This window comes from Kitasatospora cheerisanensis KCTC 2395, assembly GCF_000696185.1.
GTDB lineage: Bacteria > Actinomycetota > Actinomycetes > Streptomycetales > Streptomycetaceae > Kitasatospora > Kitasatospora cheerisanensis.
Genome location: NZ_KK853997.1, coordinates 4,821,904 through 4,843,773, shown reverse-complemented (window position 1 = coordinate 4,843,773; position 21,870 = coordinate 4,821,904). Strand labels below are relative to the sequence as shown.

23 protein-coding genes, 1 tRNA gene and 1 riboswitch are annotated in these 21,870 nt (G+C 72.5%); of the genes, 5 read left to right on the top strand and 19 right to left on the bottom strand.

The annotated features are described in order from the left end of the window. Positions 1 to 213: 213 nt before the first annotated feature. Entirely contained in the window at positions 214 to 1,137 is a 924-nt protein-coding gene (locus KCH_RS22045; protein ID WP_051653334.1) for a hypothetical protein, read from the top strand. Between the two features lie 93 nt (positions 1,138 to 1,230). On the opposite strand, the gene KCH_RS22040 is transcribed toward KCH_RS22045, so the two are convergent. Further along, positions 1,231 to 1,569, bottom strand: a complete 339-nt coding sequence (locus KCH_RS22040; protein ID WP_051654008.1) for a hypothetical protein — start codon at positions 1,567 to 1,569, stop codon at positions 1,231 to 1,233. Between the two features lie 92 nt (positions 1,570 to 1,661). Next, entirely contained in the window at positions 1,662 to 2,549 is an 888-nt protein-coding gene (locus KCH_RS22035; protein WP_035865429.1) for a Bax inhibitor-1/YccA family protein, read from the bottom strand. Between the two features lie 172 nt (positions 2,550 to 2,721). Between KCH_RS22035 and KCH_RS22030 the strand changes: the two genes are divergently transcribed. Next, positions 2,722 to 3,246: a peptidylprolyl isomerase gene (locus tag KCH_RS22030; RefSeq protein WP_035865427.1), complete on the top strand. Its 525-nt coding sequence runs from the start codon at positions 2,722 to 2,724 to the stop codon at positions 3,244 to 3,246. 74 nt (positions 3,247 to 3,320) lie between these two features. Here KCH_RS22030 and KCH_RS22025 read toward each other — a convergent pair whose 3' ends face one another. Both KCH_RS22025 and KCH_RS22020 read right to left on the bottom strand, forming a co-directional pair. Continuing rightward, positions 3,321 to 5,879 (bottom strand): ABC transporter permease, encoded by a 2,559-nt coding sequence (locus tag KCH_RS22025; protein WP_035865425.1) that lies wholly within the window; start codon positions 5,877 to 5,879, stop codon positions 3,321 to 3,323. Between the two features lie 57 nt (positions 5,880 to 5,936). Further along, positions 5,937 to 6,785, bottom strand: a complete 849-nt coding sequence (locus KCH_RS22020; RefSeq protein ID WP_425268798.1) for an ABC transporter ATP-binding protein — start codon at positions 6,783 to 6,785, stop codon at positions 5,937 to 5,939. Positions 6,786 to 7,047: 262 nt separating this feature from the next. Between KCH_RS22020 and KCH_RS22015 the strand changes: the two genes are divergently transcribed. After that, a tRNA-Leu gene (locus KCH_RS22015) sits at positions 7,048 to 7,132 on the top strand. 132 nt (positions 7,133 to 7,264) lie between these two features. Next, complete coding sequence (locus tag KCH_RS22010) at positions 7,265 to 7,708, top strand: hypothetical protein (RefSeq protein ID WP_035865423.1); 444 nt, start codon at positions 7,265 to 7,267, stop codon at positions 7,706 to 7,708. 173 nt (positions 7,709 to 7,881) lie between these two features. Here the strand turns inward: KCH_RS22010 and KCH_RS22005 are convergent, their stop codons facing one another. The 7 genes from KCH_RS22005 to KCH_RS21975 form a co-directional block, all read right to left on the bottom strand. Then, complete coding sequence (locus KCH_RS22005) at positions 7,882 to 9,246, bottom strand: NAD(P)/FAD-dependent oxidoreductase (protein WP_035865421.1); 1,365 nt, start codon at positions 9,244 to 9,246, stop codon at positions 7,882 to 7,884. 423 nt (positions 9,247 to 9,669) lie between these two features. Next, positions 9,670 to 10,605 (bottom strand): Ppx/GppA phosphatase family protein, encoded by a 936-nt coding sequence (locus tag KCH_RS22000; protein WP_035865418.1) that lies wholly within the window; start codon positions 10,603 to 10,605, stop codon positions 9,670 to 9,672. Then, a complete protein-coding gene (locus KCH_RS21995) occupies positions 10,602 to 11,267 on the bottom strand; it encodes a DUF501 domain-containing protein (RefSeq protein ID WP_035865416.1) in 666 nt (221 codons plus the stop codon). Before KCH_RS21995 ends, KCH_RS22000 begins: the two co-directional genes overlap by 4 nt. A gap of 59 nt (positions 11,268 to 11,326) precedes the next feature. Then, entirely contained in the window at positions 11,327 to 11,764 is a 438-nt protein-coding gene (locus tag KCH_RS21990) for an FtsB family cell division protein (RefSeq protein WP_244305399.1), read from the bottom strand. A gap of 156 nt (positions 11,765 to 11,920) precedes the next feature. After that, complete coding sequence (gene eno / locus KCH_RS21985) at positions 11,921 to 13,210, bottom strand: phosphopyruvate hydratase (RefSeq protein WP_035865411.1); 1,290 nt, start codon at positions 13,208 to 13,210, stop codon at positions 11,921 to 11,923. Between the two features lie 225 nt (positions 13,211 to 13,435). Continuing rightward, entirely contained in the window at positions 13,436 to 14,137 is a 702-nt protein-coding gene (locus KCH_RS46130; RefSeq protein WP_035865410.1) for a LysM peptidoglycan-binding domain-containing protein, read from the bottom strand. 3 nt (positions 14,138 to 14,140) lie between these two features. After that, positions 14,141 to 14,320, bottom strand: a riboswitch (cyclic di-AMP (ydaO/yuaA leader). A 251-nt stretch (positions 14,321 to 14,571) separates the two neighbouring features. Next, positions 14,572 to 15,831 carry a cytochrome P450 family protein gene (locus KCH_RS21975; protein WP_035865407.1) on the bottom strand — a complete coding sequence of 420 codons (1,260 nt, stop codon included), beginning with the start codon at positions 15,829 to 15,831 and terminating at the stop codon, positions 14,572 to 14,574. A gap of 155 nt (positions 15,832 to 15,986) precedes the next feature. On the opposite strand from KCH_RS21975, the gene KCH_RS21970 reads away from it, so the two are divergent. Beyond that, on the top strand, positions 15,987 to 16,406 hold the full coding sequence (locus KCH_RS21970) for an SDR family NAD(P)-dependent oxidoreductase (protein WP_157032156.1): 420 nt from the start codon (positions 15,987 to 15,989) through the stop codon (positions 16,404 to 16,406). A 7-nt stretch (positions 16,407 to 16,413) separates the two neighbouring features. Here the strand turns inward: KCH_RS21970 and KCH_RS21965 are convergent, their stop codons facing one another. From KCH_RS21965 to KCH_RS21930, 8 genes are all read right to left on the bottom strand, one after another. Next, the gene (locus tag KCH_RS21965; RefSeq protein ID WP_035865404.1) at positions 16,414 to 17,412 is read right to left on the bottom strand and encodes a nucleoside triphosphate pyrophosphohydrolase; all 999 of its coding nucleotides are present in this window, start codon (positions 17,410 to 17,412) and stop codon (positions 16,414 to 16,416) included. An 80-nt stretch (positions 17,413 to 17,492) separates the two neighbouring features. Then, a complete protein-coding gene (locus KCH_RS21960) occupies positions 17,493 to 18,368 on the bottom strand; it encodes a JmjC domain-containing protein (RefSeq protein WP_051653332.1) in 876 nt (291 codons plus the stop codon). 71 nt (positions 18,369 to 18,439) lie between these two features. Then, positions 18,440 to 19,309: a JmjC domain-containing protein gene (locus tag KCH_RS21955; RefSeq protein ID WP_035865402.1), complete on the bottom strand. Its 870-nt coding sequence runs from the start codon at positions 19,307 to 19,309 to the stop codon at positions 18,440 to 18,442. A 116-nt stretch (positions 19,310 to 19,425) separates the two neighbouring features. Beyond that, positions 19,426 to 19,626, bottom strand: a complete 201-nt coding sequence (locus KCH_RS21950; protein ID WP_035865399.1) for a hypothetical protein — start codon at positions 19,624 to 19,626, stop codon at positions 19,426 to 19,428. Positions 19,627 to 19,680: 54 nt separating this feature from the next. Next, positions 19,681 to 19,881 carry a hypothetical protein gene (locus KCH_RS21945; RefSeq protein WP_035865399.1) on the bottom strand — a complete coding sequence of 67 codons (201 nt, stop codon included), beginning with the start codon at positions 19,879 to 19,881 and terminating at the stop codon, positions 19,681 to 19,683. A 54-nt stretch (positions 19,882 to 19,935) separates the two neighbouring features. After that, a complete protein-coding gene (locus KCH_RS21940; protein ID WP_035865399.1) occupies positions 19,936 to 20,136 on the bottom strand; it encodes a hypothetical protein in 201 nt (66 codons plus the stop codon). Between the two features lie 94 nt (positions 20,137 to 20,230). Beyond that, entirely contained in the window at positions 20,231 to 20,644 is a 414-nt protein-coding gene (locus KCH_RS21935; protein WP_035865396.1) for a cupin domain-containing protein, read from the bottom strand. 181 nt (positions 20,645 to 20,825) lie between these two features. Further along, the gene (locus tag KCH_RS21930) at positions 20,826 to 21,851 is read right to left on the bottom strand and encodes a helix-turn-helix transcriptional regulator (protein ID WP_051653331.1); all 1,026 of its coding nucleotides are present in this window, start codon (positions 21,849 to 21,851) and stop codon (positions 20,826 to 20,828) included. Between the last annotated feature and the right edge of the window lie 19 nt (positions 21,852 to 21,870).

The following is a 21,870-nucleotide window of genomic DNA, read 5'->3' as shown; positions in this document are numbered from 1 at the left end:
AGGTGCGATCCGGCCCGTTTTTTCGCCTTCCGGGAGCGGAATGTCGACGCACCGGAATGGATCAACTCCGCTGCGTGGAACGGTATTACCTAACAATTTGAGGACAAGTAGGAAAGTCAACAGCAAATCGGACATCAGCCCCTGCAGTAACGGCCGCCGATACGGCAGTGTGGAGGCGTAACCCCGTTCCGCCCCTCGTTGGGAGTACGTTCCGTGAGCGTCGTCCACACCTCCCTGCTGCTGGCCCTGATCGCCCTGACCGCCGCCGTCCTGCTCCACCTCCGCGTGCTGGGGCGGAAGTTGGACGCCGCGCAGAGCGCCGCGCAGTCCGCCCCGCAGCTCGACGAGGCGCTGATACGCCGCGCCGTGGCCGAGGCGCTCGCCGCCGACCGGGAGCGGGAGATCACCGAGGCGCGGGCGTTCTGGGCCGAGCAGGAGGCGCGCGCCGCCGAGGACGCGCCGCTGTTCGACACCCCGTTCACCACCGCCGGCGAGGACTGGCCGATCTTCTTCCCGCGCCCGACCGGGCCGCAGGAGGCCGCCGACAACAACGGCGTGATGGACCCGGAGTTCGGCGAGGCGCTGCGGCACGCGCTGGAGGACCTGGTCAAGGAGGGCCCGGCGGAGGGCAGTTCGGCGGACGGCGCGGCCCGGCACCCCGGGCAGGGCGGCGGCTTCCCGGCCCCGGCGGACAACGGCGACGTGAAGGCCCGCCGCGAGGCCGACCTGCTGGCCACCGGCCTGGAGGCCGGGCTGCTGGACGCCGAGAGCGAGCCCGCCGCCGCGCCCGACCCGCGCCGGCACCCCTCGCACCCGGACTTCGTGCCCAGCCCCACCCCGTCCCGGGAGTGGACCGACGACCGGCTGGCCGCGCTCGCCGAGGAGCGGATCGCCCTCACCGACGTCCGCCCCGGCCCGCTCGGCACGCTGGACGTGTACGCCTTCGCCGACGGCACCACGCTGTGCGTGGCCCCGGGCGACCGGGAGGCCGCGTACCGGCTGATCGACGCCGTCCGAGCGGGCGAGGACGTCCGGCTGCTCGGCGGCTCGCGGTTCTCCGGCTCGTACTCGCTGACCTTCTCCACCGACGACGAGGCCGTCTACGTGCTGGCGGACCGGGTGGTGGCCTCCATCTGACCCGTCCGCGCCCGGACTTCGGGGCGCCGGCCGCACGGCGAGGGGTTGCCCGTGCGACCGGCGCCCCTTCGCCGTTCCGCGGCTGACGGGGCGTCAGGAGGTCAGCCGGTCGGTGGCTTCGAGGTCGGCGAGGGCGGCAGCCAGCGCCTCGGGGCGGTCGGCGGCCGCGGCGGCCAGGTCGTGGCCGGTGACGGCGAGTTGGTCGCCGACCGCGAACACCCCGCAGTCGGGGACGGGCAGCGGCGGCAGGCCCTCCAGGGCGCGGGCGGCGTCGGCCAGCCGGCCGGCCAGGGCGAGCGCCGCGGCGGCCCGCGAGGGGTGGTCGGGGACGGCGCCCAGCAGGCGGCTCTGCGGCATCGCGCGGAAGCGGTCGGCCAGCCGGTCCACGGCGGCGGTCAACCGGTCGGCGGTGGCGGGGTGGTGCTCGGACATGGCCCCGAGGGTAGCCGGGCCGGGGCCGGACGGAACGCGGCGGGCCCCGGAGGTCGTCTCCTCCGGGGCCCGCCGCGTCACTGCCGCCGTGCTCAGTCGTCGCCGCGCAGGATGGCGATCAGGCGCAGCATCTCCAGGTAGATCCAGACCAGCGAGAGCGTCAGCCCGAAGGCGGCCCGCCAGGCCTCGCGCTCGGGGGCGCCGTGCCGGATGCCCTCCTCGACCTCGTTGAAGTCCAGCGTGAGGAAGAACGCGCCGAGGGCGATGCCGACGATGCCGACCACGATGCCGAACGGGCCGGAGCGGAACCCGAAGTCCGCGCCGAACGCCGTCGCCACCAGGTTGACGAGCATCAGGATCATGAAGCCCATGGCGATCGAGATGCCGATCCGGGTGTACCGGGGGGTGACCCGGATCCGGCCGCTCTTGTAGGCGATCAGCGTGGCGGCGAACACTGCGGTGGTGCCCAGCACGGCCTGGATGGCGATGCCCGGCAGGAGGGCGTTGAAGGCCTTGCTGATCGCGCCGAGGAAGAAGCCCTCCAGGCCCGCGTACGCCAGGATCAGCGCCGGGTTGACGCTCCGCTTGAAGCTGATCACCAGGCCGACCACCATCGCGGCGATCGCGGCGACGCCGGCCAGCGCGAAGTTCTCGACCGGCACCACGAACCAGGCCAGCGCGGCGGCGGCGACCAGCGCCAGCAGCGTCATCGAGGTGCGGGCGACCACGTCGTCCAGCGTCATCCGGCCGGTCTGGGCCGGGCCCGCGGCGGGGGCGCCGTACATCTCGGCGAGCTGCTGGTCGGTCAGCGGCCGGCCGCCGGCCTGCCGGCCGTGGACGTTGTCGGCGTACGGGTTGCCGGCGTACGGGTTGCCGTACGCCTGGGCCTGCTGCCCGGCCGGCTGCGTGCCGAACCCCGCGTACTGGTTGTCGCGGGTGAAGGACCCCTCCCGCGAGAAGACCGGGTTTCTGCTTCTCATCACATTCCCTCCGGGGCGGTACAGCACCACCCACTCAGCCCACAACAGTAATGGTTTGGCAAAGTATTCCGCGTCAGCCGTGAGGAGGATCCCGTGTCGCCTGCGCGCGGGGCCTCCGAGGGGGCAGGGTGGGGGGCGCAACTGACAACCGATCAGAAAGGCGGCCCCCCGGATGGCCGAGGAGCTGTACGCCACCCTGAAGACCAACAAGGGCGACATCGTGATCCGGCTGCTGCCGAACCACGCCCCGAAGACGGTGAAGAACTTCGTCGAGTTGGCGACGGGCGAGCGCCAGTGGATCGACCCGAGCACCGGGCAGCCCAGCAACGCGCCGCTGTACGACGGCACGGTGTTCCACCGGGTCATCGAAGGCTTCATGATCCAGGGCGGCGACCCGCTGGGCAACGGCACCGGCGGCCCGGGCTACAAGTTCGCCGACGAGTTCCACCCGGAGTTGGCGTTCACCAAGCCGTACCTGCTGGCGATGGCCAACGCGGGCCCGGGCACCAACGGTTCGCAGTTCTTCGTCACGGTCGCCCCGACCACCTGGCTGACCGGCAAGCACACCATCTTCGGCGAGGTCGCCGACGCGGCCAGCCAGCAGGTGGTCGACGCGATCGCCGGCGCCGAGACCGGGCGCAACGACCGCCCGGTGCAGGACGTGGTGATCGAGAAGGTCGTGATCGAGACCCGCTGACCGGGCCCGCCGCGAACGGCCGCGCCGCCCGCCCCCGGACTGCGGGGGCGGGCGGCGCGGCGATTGACGGACCGTCAGTCGGTCTTGATGCTGGCGAGGATGTCCATCCGGGAGGCCCGGCGGGCCGGCCAGAGGGCGGCGACGATGCCGACCAGCGCGGCCAGGCCGAGGAAGAGCAGCACACTGCCGTACGGGATCACCGTGGTCAGTCCCTTCAGGTCGGAGGCGAGCACCCGGGCGGCGGCCCAGGCCAGGAAGCAGCCGAGCAGGACGCCGATCACGGCGCCGAACAGCGAGATCACCACGGACTCGATGCGCACCATCCGCTTGATGCCGCGCCGGTCCAGGCCGATCGCCCGCAGCATGCCGATCTCGCGCTTGCGCTCGAACACCGACATGGCCAGCGTGTTGATCACGCCGAGGACGGCGACGATCACCGCCATGCCGAGCAGGCCGTACATGATGTTCAGCGCGTTGGTGATGATCCGGCTGAACTGGTCGACCATGTCCTTCTCGGTCAGCACCTCGATGACCGGGTTGCGGCCGGTGGCGTCCTTGATGGACTGCTTGAGCTCCGCGGACGGGCCGTTGGCGCCCTTGACCATGATCTCGTTGACGTAGGCGTCGGGCTCGTACTGGTCGATCATCGCGTTCGGGGCGATGATCGGCGACACCCCGTCGTTGCGCTCGAAGACGCCGCCGACGGTGGCGTCCACCGACTTGCCGTCACCCACCTCGATCTTCACGGCGGAGCCCTGGGCGAGCTGGTGCTTGTCCGCGAACTCGTCGTTGACCAGGATCTGGCCCTGCTTCAGCGAACCGGTCGAGCCGGACTTCATGTCCAGCGCCACCAGCTGGTCGAAGGAGGCGGCGTCCATGCCCATGACGGCCCGGTCCTGGCCGGCCACCGTCCACATCACGTTGCCGACCGGGCTGACCGCGGTCACGCCGTTCGCCTTGGAGATCAGCGCCGGCAGGTCGTGCGACAGCTCGTGGCCGTTGGCCATGGAGACCACGTAGTCGGCCTTCATGGAGCTGCCGACCATCTTGGTGACGGCGGTGGTGACCGAGTTGCCGATCACGGTCAGCGCGGTGACCAGGGTCAGGCCGATGGTCAGCGCGGCCGCGGTGCTGGCGGTGCGGCGCGGGTTGCGGACGGCGTTGCGGCGGGCCAGCTTGCCGGGGGTGCCGAACACCTTGCCGAGCAGCGGGCCGACCAGCGCGATCACCGGGCGGGACAGCAGCGGCAGCAGGACGAAGATGCCGATCATGGTGAGCGGGGCGCCGAGCTCCAGCAGCGCCTGCGCACCGCTGCCCTTGCCGGACGCGCCGGCCAGGATCAGCGCGATGCCGCCGCCGGCGATCACCGCGCCGATCACGTTGCGGATCACCAGGCCGCGCTGGGTGGTGGGGATGTCGCCGCTGCTCATCGCCGCGACCGGGGGGATCCGGGAGGCGCGGATCGCGGGGATCAGCGCGGACAGCACGGTGACCACGATGCCGACCACCAGGGTGGCGATCACCGTGACGGGGGCGAGCACCAGCGAGCCGGTGGGCAGGCCCTCGTTCACCGAGTGCAGCAGGGACTGCATGCCGGCGCCGATGCCGATGCCGGTGAGCAGGCCGGTCGCGGAGGCGATCACGCCGATCAGCAGCGCCTCGACCAGCACCGAGTTGGTGACCTGGGCGCGGCCGGCGCCGACGGCGCGCAGCAGCGCGAGCTCCTTCAGGCGCTGGGCGATCAGCATGGTGAAGGTGTTGACGATGATGAAGATGCCGACGAACAGCGAGATGCCGGCGAACACCAGCAGCATGGTCTTGGTCCCGCTGACCATGCCGGCGACCATCTTGGTCTGCTCGTCCTTGAGCTGCTGACCGGTCTGCAGGTCGATGGAGTCGGCGGGCAGCTTGGCCCGGGCCTCGTCCAGCAGGGTGTTCTCGGCGGTGCCGGCCTTGGCGGTCAGCACGATCGAGCTGTACCGGCCGGGCTCCAGCAGGCGCTGCTGGGCGGTGGCGGTGTCCATCAGCACCAGGGTGCCGCCGGAGCTGACCTGCGGGTCGTCGGTGGTGAAGACGCCGGTGAGGGTGGTGTCCTCGGCGGCGCCGTTGCCGGCCACCCGGACCTTGTCGCCGACGTGGTAGCCGGCCTTGTCGGCGGCCTGCCGGTTGAGCGCGATCTCGCCGGCCTTCTGCGGGCCGCGGCCCTGCGCCATCGGGTAGCGCGGGTCCTGGCCGGAGCCGTCCGGCACGAAGTTGGCGCCGCGGGAGTTCCAGGCCTCGGCGACCAGGTTGCCCTTCGGGTCGGCGACGCCGGTGAAGCCGGCGACCACGCCGCGGGCCCGCTCGGTGCCGGGCAGCGCGGTCAGTTCGCGGACGGTGGCGTCGGTCAGCGGCTGCTGCTGCTTCCCGTCCGGCGCCTTGGGGCCGCGCGAGAAGCCGCCGGCCTCGTGGTCGGTGACCAGCACCGAGACGTCGGAGTAGCTGTTGGAGTAGCTGTTGCGCATGGCCTGGCCCATGGTGTCCGAGAACACCAGGGTGCCGGCGACGAAGGCGGTGCCCAGCATGACGGCGAGTGCCGTCATCAGCAGTCGGCCCTTGTGGGCCAGCACGTTGCGCAGTGCGGTGCGATACATGGGGTCAGTCCTGGGGTGATGGGGTCCGGCGCTGCGGGAGTGTCGGCTGACGCGGCGTCAGCTGGTGCGGCCCTTGGCGTCGAAGCGACGCATCCGGTCGAGGACGGAGTCGGCGGTGGGGTGGGTCAGCTCGTCGACGATCCGGCCGTCGGCGAGGAAGACCACGCGGTCCGCGTAGGAGGCGGCGACCGGGTCGTGCGTCACCATCACGACGGTCTGGCCGAGTTCGCGCACCGAGTTGCGCAGAAAGGAGAGGATCTCGGCGCCGGAGCGGGAGTCCAGGTTGCCGGTGGGCTCGTCGGCGAAGATGATCTCCGGCTTGGAGGCCAGCGCGCGGGCACAGGCCACGCGCTGCTGCTGGCCGCCGGAGAGCTGCGCCGGACGGTGCGAGAGCCGGCCGGAGAGGCCGACGGTCTCCACCACGCGGTCCAGCCAGGGCTTGTCGACCTTGCGGCCGGCGATGTCCATCGGCAGGGTGATGTTCTCCAGCGCGGTCAGCGTCGGCAGCAGGTTGAACGCCTGGAAGATGAAGCCGATCTTGTCGCGGCGCAGCTTGGTCAGCTGCTTGTCCTTCAGCCCGACCAGCTCGGTGTCGCCGATGGTCGCGGAGCCGGAGGAGACGGTGTCCAGGCCCGCCATGCAGTGCATCAGGGTGGACTTGCCGGAGCCGGACGGGCCCATGATCGCGGTGAACTCGCCCCGGCCGAAGGAGACCGAGACGTTGTCCAGTGCGACGACGCGGGTCTCGCCTTCGCCGTAGACCTTGTTCAGACCGGTGGCGCGGGCCGCCGCCAGACCGGTGTGGGCTGCGTACGCGGTCGAGGTGCTCACGAAGGGGACTCCTGTCCGGGAGGTTCGGTTCGTCACTGGGGTGCGGCCCGGGCATGCCGGCGACCGCTCCACCATCCTCCCGTTGACGATCTTGGAATTCGTCGCTCCGTCGAACGGTTGCCGCCCCGCCCCGAGGCGTACGGCCGCCGTCGGCCCCTCCTCCTGCGGTATGACCCGGACCCCGAGAGAGGGGATGGCCGAGAACCGGCGGCCGGTTGGCTGAAATGACAGACGCTTCGTCAGATGTCATGGAAGCATGACAACTTCCGTTGCGAGAAATATGCGAAACCCTCGCCCGGCCGACTAGGCTCAGTACTCGAGGTTGCCGCGCTCTCACGCCCAGATGGTGGAACGCAGACACGGGCAGCTTAAAACTGCTTGACCGAGAGGTCGTGCCGGTTCGAGTCCGGCTCTGGGCACCAGTCTGCACAACCACCGTGACCTGCGGTGATGGCCCGATTACAGCGATCCGGGCCGCACCGGCAGGACGAAGTGAACGATCTGTTCAACCAATTCCGTTGACGCTCGGCCGTTCACCGGCGCATGCTGGGCCCATGACCGACTCCTCGCAGCAGCCCGCCGACCCGTTCTCCCCGCCGGACGCGGAGGCCGCCCGCACCCAGCGCGTCTACACCTCGCTGTTCCGGATCGCCGAGCGGCACGCCGCCACCGACGAGCAGCGCCGCCGCCAGACCAACCCCGCGATGCTCGGCCCGCACGAGGCGGTCCGGCTGGTCGCCTTCCTGCTCAGCGGCGCCGCCCTCGCCGAGGAGGGCGAGCCCGAGGTCGACCGGGCCGACGTGACGGCCGCGCTCACCCTGCTCCCCCTGGTCCGGGCCGAACTCGACGAGCTGGAGGCCGGGTTGCTCACCATGGCCCGCGGCCGCGGGATGACCTGGCAGGAGATCGCCTTCGGCCTCGGCCTCGGCACCCCGCAGGCCGCCCGCCAGCGCCACGAGCGCCTGAACGACCGCACCGCGCCCGCCGATCAGGGCTGACGGCGGCCCGGGAACGCCCGAAGGCCCCCACCCGGCGGGGGTGGGGGCCTTCGTCAACCGATTGCTGTACTCCGCCCGGCGCAGGGCCGGCTGAGCACCACGGAGGACGTGGTCCGGCGGCATTGCCGGGCGGAGGGCCTCCGACTCGTACCCGAAGTGTCGGGTCCTGCCGCTTACTTGCTGGCGGCGAGTTCCTTCTTGGGCTCGGCCGCGGCGGCGGGCTTCGGCGGAGCGGACGCCTCCTGGAAGGCGTCGAACGGCTTCTCCATCTCCGAGAGGCCGACGGTCTCGCGCTTGAGGAACATCGCCAGCGTCCAGTCGGTGAAGACCCGGATCTTGCGGTTCATGGTGGGGACCATCGCGCCGTGGTACAGGCGGTGGAAGTACCAGGCGAGGCGGCCCTTGAGCTTGACCTTGCCGAACAGGATCGCCACGCCCTTGTGCAGGCCGAGGCCGGCCACCGCACCGAGGTTCTTGTGCTTGTACTCGGCCTGCGGGAAGCCGCGCATGCCGGCCACCACGTTGTCGCCGAGGACGGCGGCCTGACGGACGGCGTGCTGCGCGTTCGGCGGGCACCAGGCGCCCTCACCGGCGGCCAGGTCGGGGACCTGGGCGTTGTCGCCGGCCGCCCACACGTAGTCGAAGCCCTGGACCTGCAGGGTCGGCTTGGTGTCGACGTGGCCGCGCGGGCCGAGCGGCAGACCGAAGCGGTTGACGACCGGGTTCGGCTTCACGCCGGCGGTCCACACGATGGTGGAGGCGTCGAACTCCATGCCGTTCTTCAGCACCACGTGCTGGTCGACGCAGGAGTCCATCGAGGTCTCGATGTAGACCTCGATGTTGCGCTCCTCCAGGCGGCCCTTGGTCCACAGACCCAGGTCCGGGCCCATCTCGGGGAGGATGCGGTTGGCCGCCTCCACCACGATGAAGCGCATGTCGTCGCGGCTGACGGTCTTGTAGATCTTGGCGGCGTCGCGCGCCATGTCCTCGATCTCGGCGACCGTCTCGATGCCGGCGAAGCCGCCGCCGATGACGACGAAGGTCAGCGCCTTGCGGCGGACGTCCTCGTCGGTGGTCGACTCGGCCTTGTCCAGCTGCGCCATGACGTGGTTGCGGAGGCTGATCGCCTCTTCCACCGTCTTCATGCCGATGCCGTGCTCCGCCAGGCCCGGGATCGGGAAGGTGCGGGAGACCGAGCCGGTCGCCACGACCAGGTACTCGAAGGGCAGTTCGTAGGAGTCGCCCGCCGCGGGCTGGATGGTGGCGACCTTGCGGGCGTGGTCCACCTCGGTCACGTGACCGGTGAGCACCTCCGCCTTCTTCAGGGCGCTGCGCAGCGGCGCGACGAGGTTGCGGGGGGCGACGTTGCCGCCGGCCGCCTCCGGGAGGAAGGGCAGGTACGTCATGTACGACCGCGGGTCGACGACCGTGACGGTCGCTTCGCCGTAGCGCATCTTCTTGAGGATGCGCATCGCGGCATACAGGCCGACGTAACCACCGCCGACAATGAGGATGCGAGGACGCTCCGTGGTGCTCATATCCGAAAGTATCCACCCCCGCCTGACGGACCATTCGTGAGGCCCGTCACAAGCTCCTGGACACCGGGTGCTACACTGCGCGCCCACATTTCCGGCCCGGAGGTGTTCCACCCGCCCGGCCGGACGCCCGCGGCGACCGGCGGGGCACTCAGTGCCGCGCTGAGCAGCAACGATCCTTGCGCCGCACGGGTTCCCGAGTGGGGTTTCGATTTCTGCGGCGTGAACGCCGGGTTGCCTGCGATCCCATGAACGACCCGCCCCGGGTGCCTTCGGTCCCACATATCGGACGGACCGGACACCGCGCTGGGCCGAAAGGCCCGATCGGCATGTGAAGAAATTCACGAAGCTTCTTGCGGCGACACGCCGGGAGGCCCCCGCCGGGCCTTCCGGCACCCGTGGCGAGGGCCTCCCGCGGCGTCCGGGTCAGGCGATCGACCAGGCGATGCCGTCCAGGATGTCGTGCTCCGAGACCAGCAGTTCGGCGGCCCCGGTGCGCTCCATGATCTCCAGCAGCACCAGCGCGCCGGCCGCGATCACGTCGACCCGGCCGGGGTGCATCACGGGGACGGCGGCCCGCTCGGCGTGCGAGGAGTGCAGCAGCCACTGCGCGGTCTCCCGCACCTGCTCGACGCTCAGCACCGCGTGGTGGATCCGCTCGGAGTCGTAGCCGGGCAGTTCCAGCGCGATCCCGGCGACGGTGGTGACGGTGCCGGCCAGGCCGACCAGGGTGGCGCCCTCGGCCAGCGGGACGCTCTGCGCGACGGTGTCCAGCGCGGCCCGGATGTCGGCCCGGGCGGCGGCGATCTGCTCCTCGGTGGGCTGCCCGCCCGCGAAGTGACGCTCCGTCATCCGCACGCAGCCGATGTCCATCGAGTGCGCGGCCCGCACGTCCTGCTCGCCGAGCACGAACTCGGTGGAGCCGCCGCCCAGGTCGAACACCAGGTACGGCGGGCGGTGCGGGCCGCCGAGCAGCTCGCGGGTGGCGCCGGTGAAGGAGAGCCGGGCCTCCTCGTCGCCGCTGACCACGCTCGGGGTGATGCCGAGGATCTCCTTGACCCCGGCGGTGAACTCGGCGGCGTTCTCGGCGTCCCGGGAGGCCGAGGTGGCGACCATCCGGATCCGGTCCGGGCCGACGCCGTGCGCGGCGATGACCTCCGCGTACTCGCGGCAGGCGGCGAAGGTGCGGGCCAGCGCCTCGGGGTGCAGCCGGCCGGTCCGGTCCACGCCCTGGCCGAGCCGGACGATCAGCATCCGCCGGTCGAGGTCGGTGATCTCGCCGGTCTCGGGGTCGAGGTCGGCGATCAGCAGGCGGATCGAGTTGGTGCCGCAGTCGATGGCGGCGACCCGGGTGGCGGTCACGACTCGTCGCCCTCCCCGGCTTCCTCGGCGGCCTTGCGGGCGGCGGCGCGCTCGGCGCTCAGCGCCTCCTTGGCGGCGATCACCGCGGCGTGGTCCTCGGCCTTGGCGCGGTTGCGGGCGACCCGCTCACCGGCGGCCTCGACCTCGGCGGGGCTGACGCACGGGCCCTTGGCCCACCACTCCTCCAGCATGCCGATCGCCTCGTCGCCCAGCGGGTTGACGCCCTCGCCGGCCGCCAGCGAGTGGCCGACCAGCACGTGCAGGCACTTGACCCGGTCCGGCATGCCGCCGGCGCTCGGGAAGCCCTCCAGCACCTCGACGGCGTCCCGGCGGGCGATGTAGTCCTCGTGCGCGGCGCGGTACTTGTCGGCGAGCTCGGGGTCCTCGGCGAGCCGGGCCGTCTGCTCCTTCATCACGCCGTCCGCCTCCAGGGTGCCGATCAGCGAGGCGGCCTTGGGGCAGGTCAGGTAGTAGAGCGTCGGGAACGGGGTGCCGTCGGGCAGCCGGGGCGCGGTCTCCACCACGTCCGGGTTGCCGCAGGGGCAGCGGTGGGCGACGGCGCGCAGCCCGCGCGGCACCCGGCCGAGCTGGGCGGCGATGGCGGCGACGTCGTGGTCGGAGACGGCGGGTGCGTCGGACGCGGGAGGGTTCTGGTTGCTCATCAGGAGTCTGTTCGTCAGGTGGGGGACGGATGGGGGGGAACGGCTGGGGTGACGGGGCGTCAGGGCCGGCCGGGCGGCGCGGCGAGGGCGGTGTCGGCGGCGTCGACCGAGTCCCAGAAGGCGGAGTACCAGGGCCGGACCGCCTTGGGCCGGCCGGCGGCGTCCGCCGGGGACTGCTTGTCGCCCGGCGCGGGCGGCGGGGCGACCGAGACGAACGGGGTCTCGCCGGGCAGCGCGTAGTGCAGCCGGTCCCGGGCCTGCGCCTTGACGTACTCCGGGTCCTGCCAGCGGGCCTTGGCCCGGCGCAGCTCGTCGACCTGCTGGCGGGCGTGCTCGGCCTTGGCCCGCTGGTCGGCGATCTCCGCGCGCTGCGCGATGTACTGCCGGGTCGGGTAGGCGAGGATCGCCACCAGCGAGCACAGCACGAGCACCAGCACGGTGGCCCGGCTGGTGAAGCGCGGGCGCGCCGCCAGTCCGGGAATTCTCCACTTGGCCATCTGGTCGCCCCTCCTGCGCATGCCGGTGCCCCGGCCCCACCCTACGCGGTGGAGGCCGGGGCACCGGTCACAACAGGCTCAGCGGCTCGTTCGGCCCTCGCGGGGCCTGCTTGTCCGCGGAGCGGCTCTGCTCACTTGGCCGCGGAGCGACTGTGCTTACTTCTCCGCAGAGCGGAAGCGCGGGAACGCCGAGCGGCCCGCGTACTCGGCGGCGTCGTCGAGGATCTCCTCGATGCGCAGCAGCTGGTTGTACTTGGCGACGCGCTCGGAGCGGGCCGGGGCGCCGGTCTTGATCTGGCCGCAGTTGGTGGCGACGGCGAGGTCGGCGATGGTGACGTCCTCGGTCTCGCCGGAGCGGTGCGACATCATGCAGCGGTAGCCGTTGCGCTGGGCCAGCTCGACGGCGTCCAGGGTCTCGGTGAGCGAGCCGATCTGGTTGACCTTGACCAGCAGCGCGTTGGCGGTGCCGGTCTCGATGCCCTTGCGCAGGCGCTCCGGGTTGGTGACGAACAGGTCGTCGCCGACCAGCTGGACCTTGTCGCCGAGCTTGTCGGTGATGGCCTTCCAGCCGTCCCAGTCGGACTCGTCCAGCGGGTCCTCGATGGAGACCAGCGGGTAGGCGGCGACCAGCTCGGCGTAGTACTCGATCAGCTCGGCGGCCGACAGGGCCTTGCCCTCGAACTGGTAGGCGCCGTCCTTGTAGAACTCGGACGCGGCGACGTCCAGGGCGAGCGCGATGTCCTTGCCCGGGGTGTAGCCGGCCTTCTTGATGGCCTCGGTGATGAGGTCGAGGGCCTCGCGGTTGGAGTCCAGGTTCGGGGCGAAGCCGCCCTCGTCGCCCAGGCCGGTGGAGAGCCCGCGCTCCTTCAGCACGCCCTTGAGGGTGTGGTAGACCTCGACGCCCCAGCGGACGGCCTCGGAGAAGGACTCCGCGCCGATCGGGGCGATCATGAACTCCTGGATGTCGACGTTGGAGTCCGCGTGCGAGCCGCCGTTGAGGATGTTCATCATCGGGACCGGCAGCACGTGGGCGTTCGGGCCGCCCAGGTAGCGGAACAGCGGCAGGTCGCTGGCCTCGGAGGCGGCGTGCGCGACGGCGAGCGAGACGCCGAGGATCGCGTTGGCGCCGAGCGAGGACTTGTCCGGGGTCGCGTCCAGGTCGAGCATGGCCTGGTCGATCAGGCGCTGCTCGGTGGCGTCGTAGCCGACCAGCTCGGGGCCGATCTGCTCGATGACGGCGAGGACGGCCTTCTCGACGCCCTTGCCGAAGTAGCGGTTCTTGTCGCCGTCGCGGAGCTCCAGCGCCTCGAAGGCGCCGGTGGAGGCACCCGACGGGACAGCCGCGCGGCCGGTGCTGCCGTCGTCGAGACCGACCTCGACCTCGACCGTGGGGTTGCCGCGGGAGTCGAGGATCTCACGGGCTACGACGACATCAATGGACGGCACGAGGCATCTCCTAGCGGAAGCGGATGTGTGGTCGTTACGACCTGAGCCTAGCCGCAGACCGCCTCGCGGCCACGCCCGGCCGGGCCTCGTCTCACGGTGTGGCCCCGCTACTCACTGGTAGTTCACCTGTTTGCCCGCCGACGGTCCGCCCCGGGCGGCGCGAACTGCGCTGCGCGCGCCCGGAGCGGACGGATCGTCAGACCGTGGTGTGCTCGGCCCGGGGCGTCAGAGCGAGAGCACCTGGCCGGGGACGATCAGGTCCGGGTTCGCGCCGATCACGCCGCGGTTGGCCTGGTACAGCTGCTCCCAGCCGCCGGTGACGTTCCGGGCGGCGGCGATCCCGGACAGCGTGTCGCCGTCCTGGACGGTGTAGCCGGCGGCGCCGTTCTGCGGCTGCTGCTTGGCGGCCGGGGCGCTCTGCGCGGGGGCCTGCTTCGGGGTCTTGGCGGTCTGCGGGGCCTTGTTGGTCTTCGGCGCCTGCTGCTGGGCCGCCTTGGGGGCGGCCGCGCGCTGCTGGGAGCGGGAGGCGGTGTCCTGGGAGCTGCCGCCGCCCTTGGTCAGTCCGGCCTTGCCGGAGCAGACCGGCCAGGCGCCGGGGCCCTGGGAGGCGAGCACCCGCTCGGCGACCGCGATCTGCTGGGAGCGGGACGCCTGGTCGGCGCTGGGGGCGTACTGGCCGCCGCCGTAGGCGCGCCAGGTGGAGGAGGAGAACTGCAGGCCGCCGTAGTACCCGTTTCCGGTGTTGATGCCCCAGTTGCCGCCGCTCTCGCACTGGGCGACGCGGTCCCAGGTGTCGGCGGGCGCGGCTGCCGCTCCGGTGGCGGAGAGCAGGGGCAGGGCGAGACCGACGGAGGCGACGCCGGCGGCGGCGACGACCTTCTCGGCCTTGGTACTACGACGATGACGGCCGGTGCCGGTGAACAGCATGGTGCTTCCTCTCCGCACGCCTGCGAGGTGAGCTGTCGGGTTCGGACCGGGAGGCTGGCCCGGCCGCCGGCGGGACCGGACGCGGTTGCGTCCGCTCCCCGGCGGCTTCACCCCAAGCCGTGGGGACTACGGCGTTCACACTTGGGTCCCCCGCTCCTGTCCGGGTCTGGTCGGTGTCCCGAGGGCGCGGTGGACAGGATTCGGCGTGCCGCGTTCGGGGCCCGCAGCTGCGGGCAAATCGGAGAGTAAGCAGAGCTGACGAGCAATCACAAGCTCATATCACCGGTATCACGTCGAAATTACGGACCTTCACTTCTCGTGCACAAACCGTCCACGTATGTCCGGAATCGCCCCGGACGGGGCGCATCGCGCGCCCCCGGCGGGGGTGCGGACAGTGCCGTGCTGGGGCCGGGTCCGGGGCCTCCGAAACCGGGTCAGCGGGGCGTGAAGGAGACCGGGAGTTCGCGCAGCCCGCGCATGATCAGGCCGCCCCGCCACCGGAGTTCGGCGGGATCGGCCGCCAACTGGAGGTCCGGCAGCCGTGTCAGCAGTGTGCCGATCGCGCGCTGCCCTTCGAGCCGGGCCAGCGGCGCGCCGATGCAGTAGTGGATGCCGTGACCGAATCCCAGGTGCGGATTGTCGGCGCGGGCCAGGTCCAGGGTGTTCTCCGCGGCGAACCGCTCCGGGTCGCGGTCCGCCGCGGCCAGCACCACCAGCACCGGGTCGCCCACCGGGATGTCCACCCCGCCGATGGTCAACGGCCGGGTCGCGAACCGCCAGGTGGCCAGCTCCACCGGCCCGTCGTAGCGCAGCAGTTCCTCGATGCCGGTCGCCAGCAGCCCGGACTCGCCGCGCCCCAGCGAGTCCTGCAGCAGGGTGCGCTGGCCGGGGTTCCGGAGCAGCGCGTAGACCCCGTTGCCGATCAGGTTGATGGTGGTCTCGAAGCCGGCGAACAGCAGGATGAAGGCCATCGCCGCGGCCTCGTTCTCGGTCAGGTGCTCGCCGTGGTCGCCGGCCCGGATCAGACCGGAGATCAGGTCGTCGCCGAGGTCGGCCCGCTTGCGGTGGATCAGGTCGGCCAGGTAGCCCTGGATCTGCTTGACCGCGCGGCCCACTCCCCCGCGCTTGCCGCCGGGGCGGCCCGGCTTCATGTGTCGCAGCATCATGCCGGCCCAGTCGCACAGCTCGTCCTGGTCCTCGGACGGGACGCCCAGCAGGTCGCAGATCGCGTAGATCGGCAGCGGGAAGGCGAACTCGTGGATCAGGTCGGCCTCGCCGCGCTCCGCGAACGAGTCGATCAGCCGGTCGGTGAGCTGCTGCACCCGCGGCTCGAACTCGGCGACCCGGCGCGGCGTGAACGCCTTCGACACCAGGCGGCGCAGCCGGGTGTGGTCCGGCGGGTCGATGTTCAGCAGGTGGGTCATCAGGTCGGCCTGCCGCTCGCCCGGGATGCCCACCCGGCCGGTGCGGTGCGCCTGTTCGCTGTGGTGCGCCGGGTTCTTCGACAGCCGCGCGTCGGCCAGTGCCTGCCGGGCGTCCGCGTACCGGGTGACCAGCCAGGCCTCCACCCCGCTCGGCAGCGTGGTGCGGTGAACAGGGGCGTGCTCCCGCAGCCAGGCGTAGGCCGGGTACGGGTCGGCCGCGAACTCCCAGGTGAAGAGTTGCGGGTGGGCTTCGTGGGGCTGATCTGGCATGTCTTGACCGTATCTGGAACCGCCGTCGCGTGAGTCTGGTCACCTGGCGGGTAATCCCTGTTGCGGAGCGTCGGGGCGAGCCTACGATCCTCCGATGAACCACAGTGGGCGGCGTGCGGACCGCCCGCGGTTTCGCTCTGGAAGGGGAGCAGGCCATGCGAGTAGCCGGTGCAGTGGTGGTCATCGCGGTTCTCGACGGGGGCGAGGGGGGCGATCTGGCCCGCCGGTTCTCCGCCGCCGGCGCCGCCGGCCTGCTGATCGCCGATCTCCGCCCCGGCGTCGCCGAGGACCTGGCCGCCGAACTCGACCGTCCCGGCTGCCCGGTGGTCGGGGTGTCCGGCGACGTCCACCACCCGGCGGACATCGCCGCGCTGGTCGACACCGCGGTCAAGCACCTCGGGCCGATCGACCTGTTCGCGGTGGCCGGCCCGGACGGCGAGCGGATCGTCCAGCTCGCCGAGCTGCCCCGCCACCTCGACCCGCTGGCCGAGCTCCTGGCCCTGGTCGGCGAGGCGATCGGCGAGGTCGTCCCGGCCCAGCGCCGCGCCGTCTCGGACGTCCCGCTGGCGGGCTGACGGCCCGTCAGCCCTCCTCGGGCAGGCCCTCCGCGGCCCGCACCGCGCGCCGGTAGCGGCGGGCGGCGGCCCGCAGGGCCGCGTCCACGTCGATGTCCCGGTCGTAGCCGCGCTGGGCGACGGCCAGCAGCAGGTCGCCGGCGGTCTCGGCGGTGAGCTCGGCGGGCAGTTCGTAGGGCGCGTCCGGCACGGCGGTGAACCGCGCGCGGCGGACCCGGGAGACCAGCTTCGCCGCGTACGCCAGCGCGGGCAGTCCGGCCGGGACGCCGTCCAGCACGGATTCGCGCTGCTTCTCGGCGGCCTTCAGCTGCTCCCAGTTGGCCTCGGTCTCGGCGGAGTCCCGGACGCTGACGTCGCCGAACACGTGCGGGTGACGGTACATCAGCTTCTCGACGATGTCTCCGGCCACGTCGTCGACGGAGAACGGGTCCTCCTCGTGCTCCTCGGCGATCCGGGAGTGGAAGAACACCTGGAGCAGCACGTCCCCGAGTTCCTCGCGGAGGGTGGGCCGGTCGTCCTCCTCGATCGCCTCGACCAGCTCGAACGCCTCCTCGACCAGGTACTTCACCAGGCTCCGGTGGGTCTGTTCGGCGTCCCAGGGGCAGCCGCCGGGCGAGCGCAGGCGGTCCATCACCGAGACCAGGTCCAGCAGCCGGGAGCCCGGCAGGTCGTAGGAGCCCGGCAGCAGTTCGATCTCCGGGTGCTCGCCGGCCTCCTCGACCGCGATCCGGGCCAGCGCGTCGGTCAGCCCCGGGTCGCCGTCCGGGCTCTCCAGCCACACCGCGGGCGCCTCGGCGAGCAGCTGCCGGGCCAGCGCCGGGGCGGAGCCCCGTTCGACCAGCCGGGGCTCGACGCCGGCGGCGCGCAGCGCGGGCAGTTGCGGGTGGGCGGGGTCGCCGACCAGCACCAGCGGCGCCGAGCGGAGGGCCTCCCAGGCCGGCCAGCTGAGCAGGCCGGGGGCGACGCGGTGGGTGGTGGTCAGCAGGATCAGCTTCGGAGTGTCCACGGCACCGAACCTACAACCACCGTGTCCGAGCCCGGAGAACCCTTTTCGCCGGGCGGGCGTCACGTCTCCCCGGGCGGGCGTCACGCCGCGGGCTGCAGCATGACCTGCCGGGTGACGGCCACCAGGTCGGCGGGCGTCAGCTCGGCCAGCAGCGAGCCGGCGTGCGCGATCAGGGCGGCGGCGGCCTCGGTGAGCGCGGCGTCGTCCAGCGGGCGGCCCGGCAGTTCGCAGCTGTCGGCGAGCAGGCTCTGCGCGACGGTGTACAGGTTGGCGGTGGCGGCCTCGCGGATCGTCAGCGACAGGTGCGCGGACGGCGCGCCCTCCTCGGCCCGGGCCCGGTGCGCGAACCCGCGCGGCACGTACAGCACTTCACCGGGCTGCAGGACGGTCTCCAGCAGCACCTCGCCCGGGTCGCCGTCCTCCCGCTCGGGCACCCAGTTGCCGTCGGCGGGGCCGCCGTGCACCCACCAGCGCTTGGCGCCGGAGATCTGCACCACGAACACGTCCGCGTCGTCGCGGTGCACCGGGCGGCCCTGGGTGCCGGGCGGGGTCAGGAAGTAGAACGCCTCGACGTTCCGGCCGATCTCGGCGGCCAGGCCGCGGGCCAGCGCACGCACGCCCTCGTGCCACTGGTCGACGTAGCGCAGCAGCAGCGTCGCCCGCTCGTCCCGGATCAGCGACCGGACGGCCGCGCCGTCGGCGTATCCGCCGACCACCTCGCCGAGCACCACCCGGGGCGGGCAGAACCGTTCGGCGGGCAGGTGGGCGTCACGCTGCACCAGGCCCAGGTACGGCACCTTCAGCAGGCCGTGGTCCAGCAGTCGGTCGAGTTCGGCGGCGGGCAGCACGTCCACCGGCGGGCGCTCGGGGCGCAGCACGGCCGGGGTGGTGCGCCAGAGTGCGGTGCGGAACTGCTCCTCGTCCGCGACGAAGCGGCTCAGCCAGGTCTCGGTCATGGTCGGGTCTCCTCGGGTGCTGACGGTGCGTCGGACGGGTGGGCCCTTGCGGCGGGGTTCGGGCGGCGGGTTCAGGCGGTGGGGCGGCTGCTGTACGCGGCCCGGCGGGCGGCGCTCACCAGCTCGGCCGGGTCGGCGGTGGCGATCCGGGTGCGCAGATGGTCGAGCAGCTGCGAGCCGGCGGCCAGCAGGTCGTCCTCGTCGCGGGGACGGGCGGGCAGTTCGAGTCCCTCGGCGAGCAGGGCGCGCAGTTGGGTCCGCAGGTGGACGGCGCACGCCTCGCGCAGCGCGATCGTCAGGTGCAGCGAGGGGCCGTCCTCGGTGGCGCGGGCGGTGTGGGCGTAGCCGTTGGGCACGTACAGCACCTCGCCGGGGTGGACGACGGTGTCCAGCAGGCACGGCCCCGGGTTGTCCTCGCGGACGGGCTGCCAGGTCGGCTCGGTCGGACCGCCGTACACCTGCCAGTGCTTGTGGCCGCTCAGCTGGATGACCAGGATGTCGCCCTCGTCGCGGTGCACCGGCCCGTGCCGGCCCGGCTGCGAGTAGAACATGAACGCCTCGGTGAGCCGGCCCAGGCTCTCCGACAGGCCGGTGGTCAGGGCGCGGACGCCGGGGTGCCAGTGGTTCAGGTAGCGCAGCTGGAGCGTGGCGTTGCGGTCCCGGATCAGCGCCCGCACCCGCTCCGGGTCGAGGCACCCCTCCAGCGCCCGGCCGGCGATCACCCGCGGCGGGCAGTACTCCTCCTCCGGCACGGTGCCCTCGACGGTAAACAGGCCGCCGTACGGGTTGCGCAGCGTCCCCTCGTCGATGATGTCGAACAGCCCCTGCACGGTGAGCACTTCGGTCGGCGGGTCGGCGGGACGGAGCACCACCGGCCCCTGCCGCCAGTGCTTGCGCAGGAAGGTCTCGGGGTCGTCGACGCAGCGGGCCAGCCAGTCCATGGCGGTGTTCCTCTCCGGTGTCCGGACGGATCAAGGGGGTTGATGGTGGGGACGGACGCGGGGCGCCGGCGGCGGCGATGCCGCCGGCGACCCCGGGATGTGCGTGGTGATTCGGATCAGATGACGTCGGGGTAGCACGCGCCGCAGCCGTCGGTCGTCGCGTGACCGGCGCTCACGCTCGGCACCGTCGCGGCCTGGGCGGAGACCGCCGGCGCGAAGACCGCACCACCCACGGCCGCCGCCACGGCCACCGACAGCGCGGCCTGGCGGGCCAGCGCGGCGAACTTCGACGCGGACTCGGTGTTCTGAACACCCATGACAGGACTCCTTCTAGCGATTCGGGTTGGAGGTCGAGCGGTGGCGGAGCGGGATCAGATGACGTCGGGGTAGCACGCGCCGCAGCCGTCGGTCGTCGCGTGACCGGCGCTCACGCTCGGCACCGTCGCGGCCTGGGCGGAGACCGCCGGCGCGAAGACCGCACCACCCACGGCGGCGGCGACGGCCACCGACAGCGCGGCCTGGCGGGCCAGCGCGGCGAACTTCGACGCGGACTCGGTGTTCTGAACACCCATGACAGGACTCCTTCTAGCGATTCGGGTTGGAGGTCGAGCGGTGGCGGAGCGGGATCAGATGACGTCGGGGTAGCACGCGCCGCAGCCGTCGGTCGTCGCGTGACCGGCGCTCACGCTCGGCACCGTCGCGGCCTGGGCGGAGACGGCCGGCGCGAAGACCGCACCACCCACGGCGGCGGCGACGGCCACCGACAGCGCGGCCTGACGGGCCAGCGCGGCGAACTTCGACGCGGACTCGGTGTTCTGAACACCCATGACAGGACTCCTTGGAGAGAAAGGTGGATGAAACGGGAGGAATCGGGCCGCTCGGGGCGTGTTCGCCCGGGGTGCGGCCGGTGGTGCGGGTGGGTCAGGCGGTGGGGATCCGCAGGGCCAGGGGTTCGGCGCCGGGGCGGCACTGGAGGTCGCAGCCGCAGCCCGGGGGCAGCAGCAGCCAGTGGCCGGGGCGGAGTCGGACGTCCTGGTGGGTCGCGGTGCCGGTGAGCCTGACCCGGCTGCCGCCGTGGTGCTGGAAGAGCAGCAGGCTGCCGTCCTCCGGGGCGGTCAGCCGGCCGGCGGGTTCGACGGGGCGGCCGAGGTGGCGACGCAGGGTGTCGGCCCAGCGGGCCGCGCCGTGGGTCGGGGCGGTGCCCGGCGGGTTGCCGCCGGGGGGTTCGCCGTCGGTCCAGAGCAGTGCCGGGCCGGTGCCGAGGCGGCGGTTCAGGAAGGCGACGACCTCGGTCTCCGGGTCGGCCGGACGTTCTTCGTCCTGTCCCCACTGCATGGTGTCGCCTCCGTCTCCGCTGTCCCGGTGGGGCCCGGTGTGCCCCGCTGACATCAATACTGCGGGGCGGCGGGATTGACGGACAGTCACGGAATGCCGGTCCCGGACGGCCGGTAACGGAGGGCCGGTAACGGGACCGCGTGACGGGCGGGGGCAGGCCGGGGGACAGGCGGAGGGCAGGTCAGTCGTCGAGCAGGCCGGCCTTCGCGGCGGCGACGCCGGCCTGGAAGCGGCTCTCGGCGCCCAACTCGTCCATGATGTCGGCGATGTGGCGGCGCGCGGTGCGCAGCGACATGCCGAGGCGGCGGGCGATGGCCTCGTCCTTGAGGCCGGCGGCGAGCATCCGGACGATGGTGCGGTCGAGTTCCTGGGAGACCTGTTCGAGGCCGTCCTCGGCGGCGGCGGCGAACGGGCGGGCGAGCGTCCAGGCCTGTTCGAAGATGCCGCACAGGTAGGCGAGCAGGGCTTCCTGCCGGACCACGACCGCGCCCCAGGTGCCGTCGCTGAGCGGGAGGAAGGCGAGTTCGCGGTCGAAGACGATGAGCCGGCCGAACAGCTCGTGGGCGGTGCGGTACTCGGCGCCGAGGGCGGTGGCGGCTTCCACGTAGGCCTGGCTGGGGCCGTTGAAGCGGGCGGTGTGGTGGTAGAGGGTGCGCATCCGGACGCCGCGGCCGAGCAGGGCGCGGTCGCGGCGCAGGGCCTCCTCCATCGCGGCGGGGACGCGGGAGCCGCCGCCGGGCTGGCTGGTGAGCACCTCGCTGCGGCACTCGGCGGAGGCCCGGTCGAGGGCGGCGCGGACGTCCTGGAGGTCGGCGATGACCTCGATCTCGGCGCCACCGGTCTCCCGGGCGGCCTGCCGGTGGTAGGCCAGGAAGCCGGCCACCTGGGCCTGGCGGTGGGCGAGTTCGGCGCGGCTGCGCTGGATCGCGGCCTCGACGGGGGCGGCCAGCGCGGCGATCGCGGTCTGCGGGGGCAGGGCCCGGCAGCGGCCGGGGTCGCCGGGGTCGGGCTGGAGCAGCTGCCAGGCCGTCAGGCGGTCCAGGGCGGTGGCGGCGGCGGACGGGTCGAGGCCCTGGCGGCCGAGGTGGGCGGCCAGCGCGACTGGGTCCAGGCGGCCGTGCTCCAGCACCCAGGCGTAGGCCGCGGCGTCGGCCGGGTCGGGTACGAACTCGGCTCCGGTGCACGGAGTTTGGGCCGACAGGTCCATTTTCGTCCCCCGGTCATCT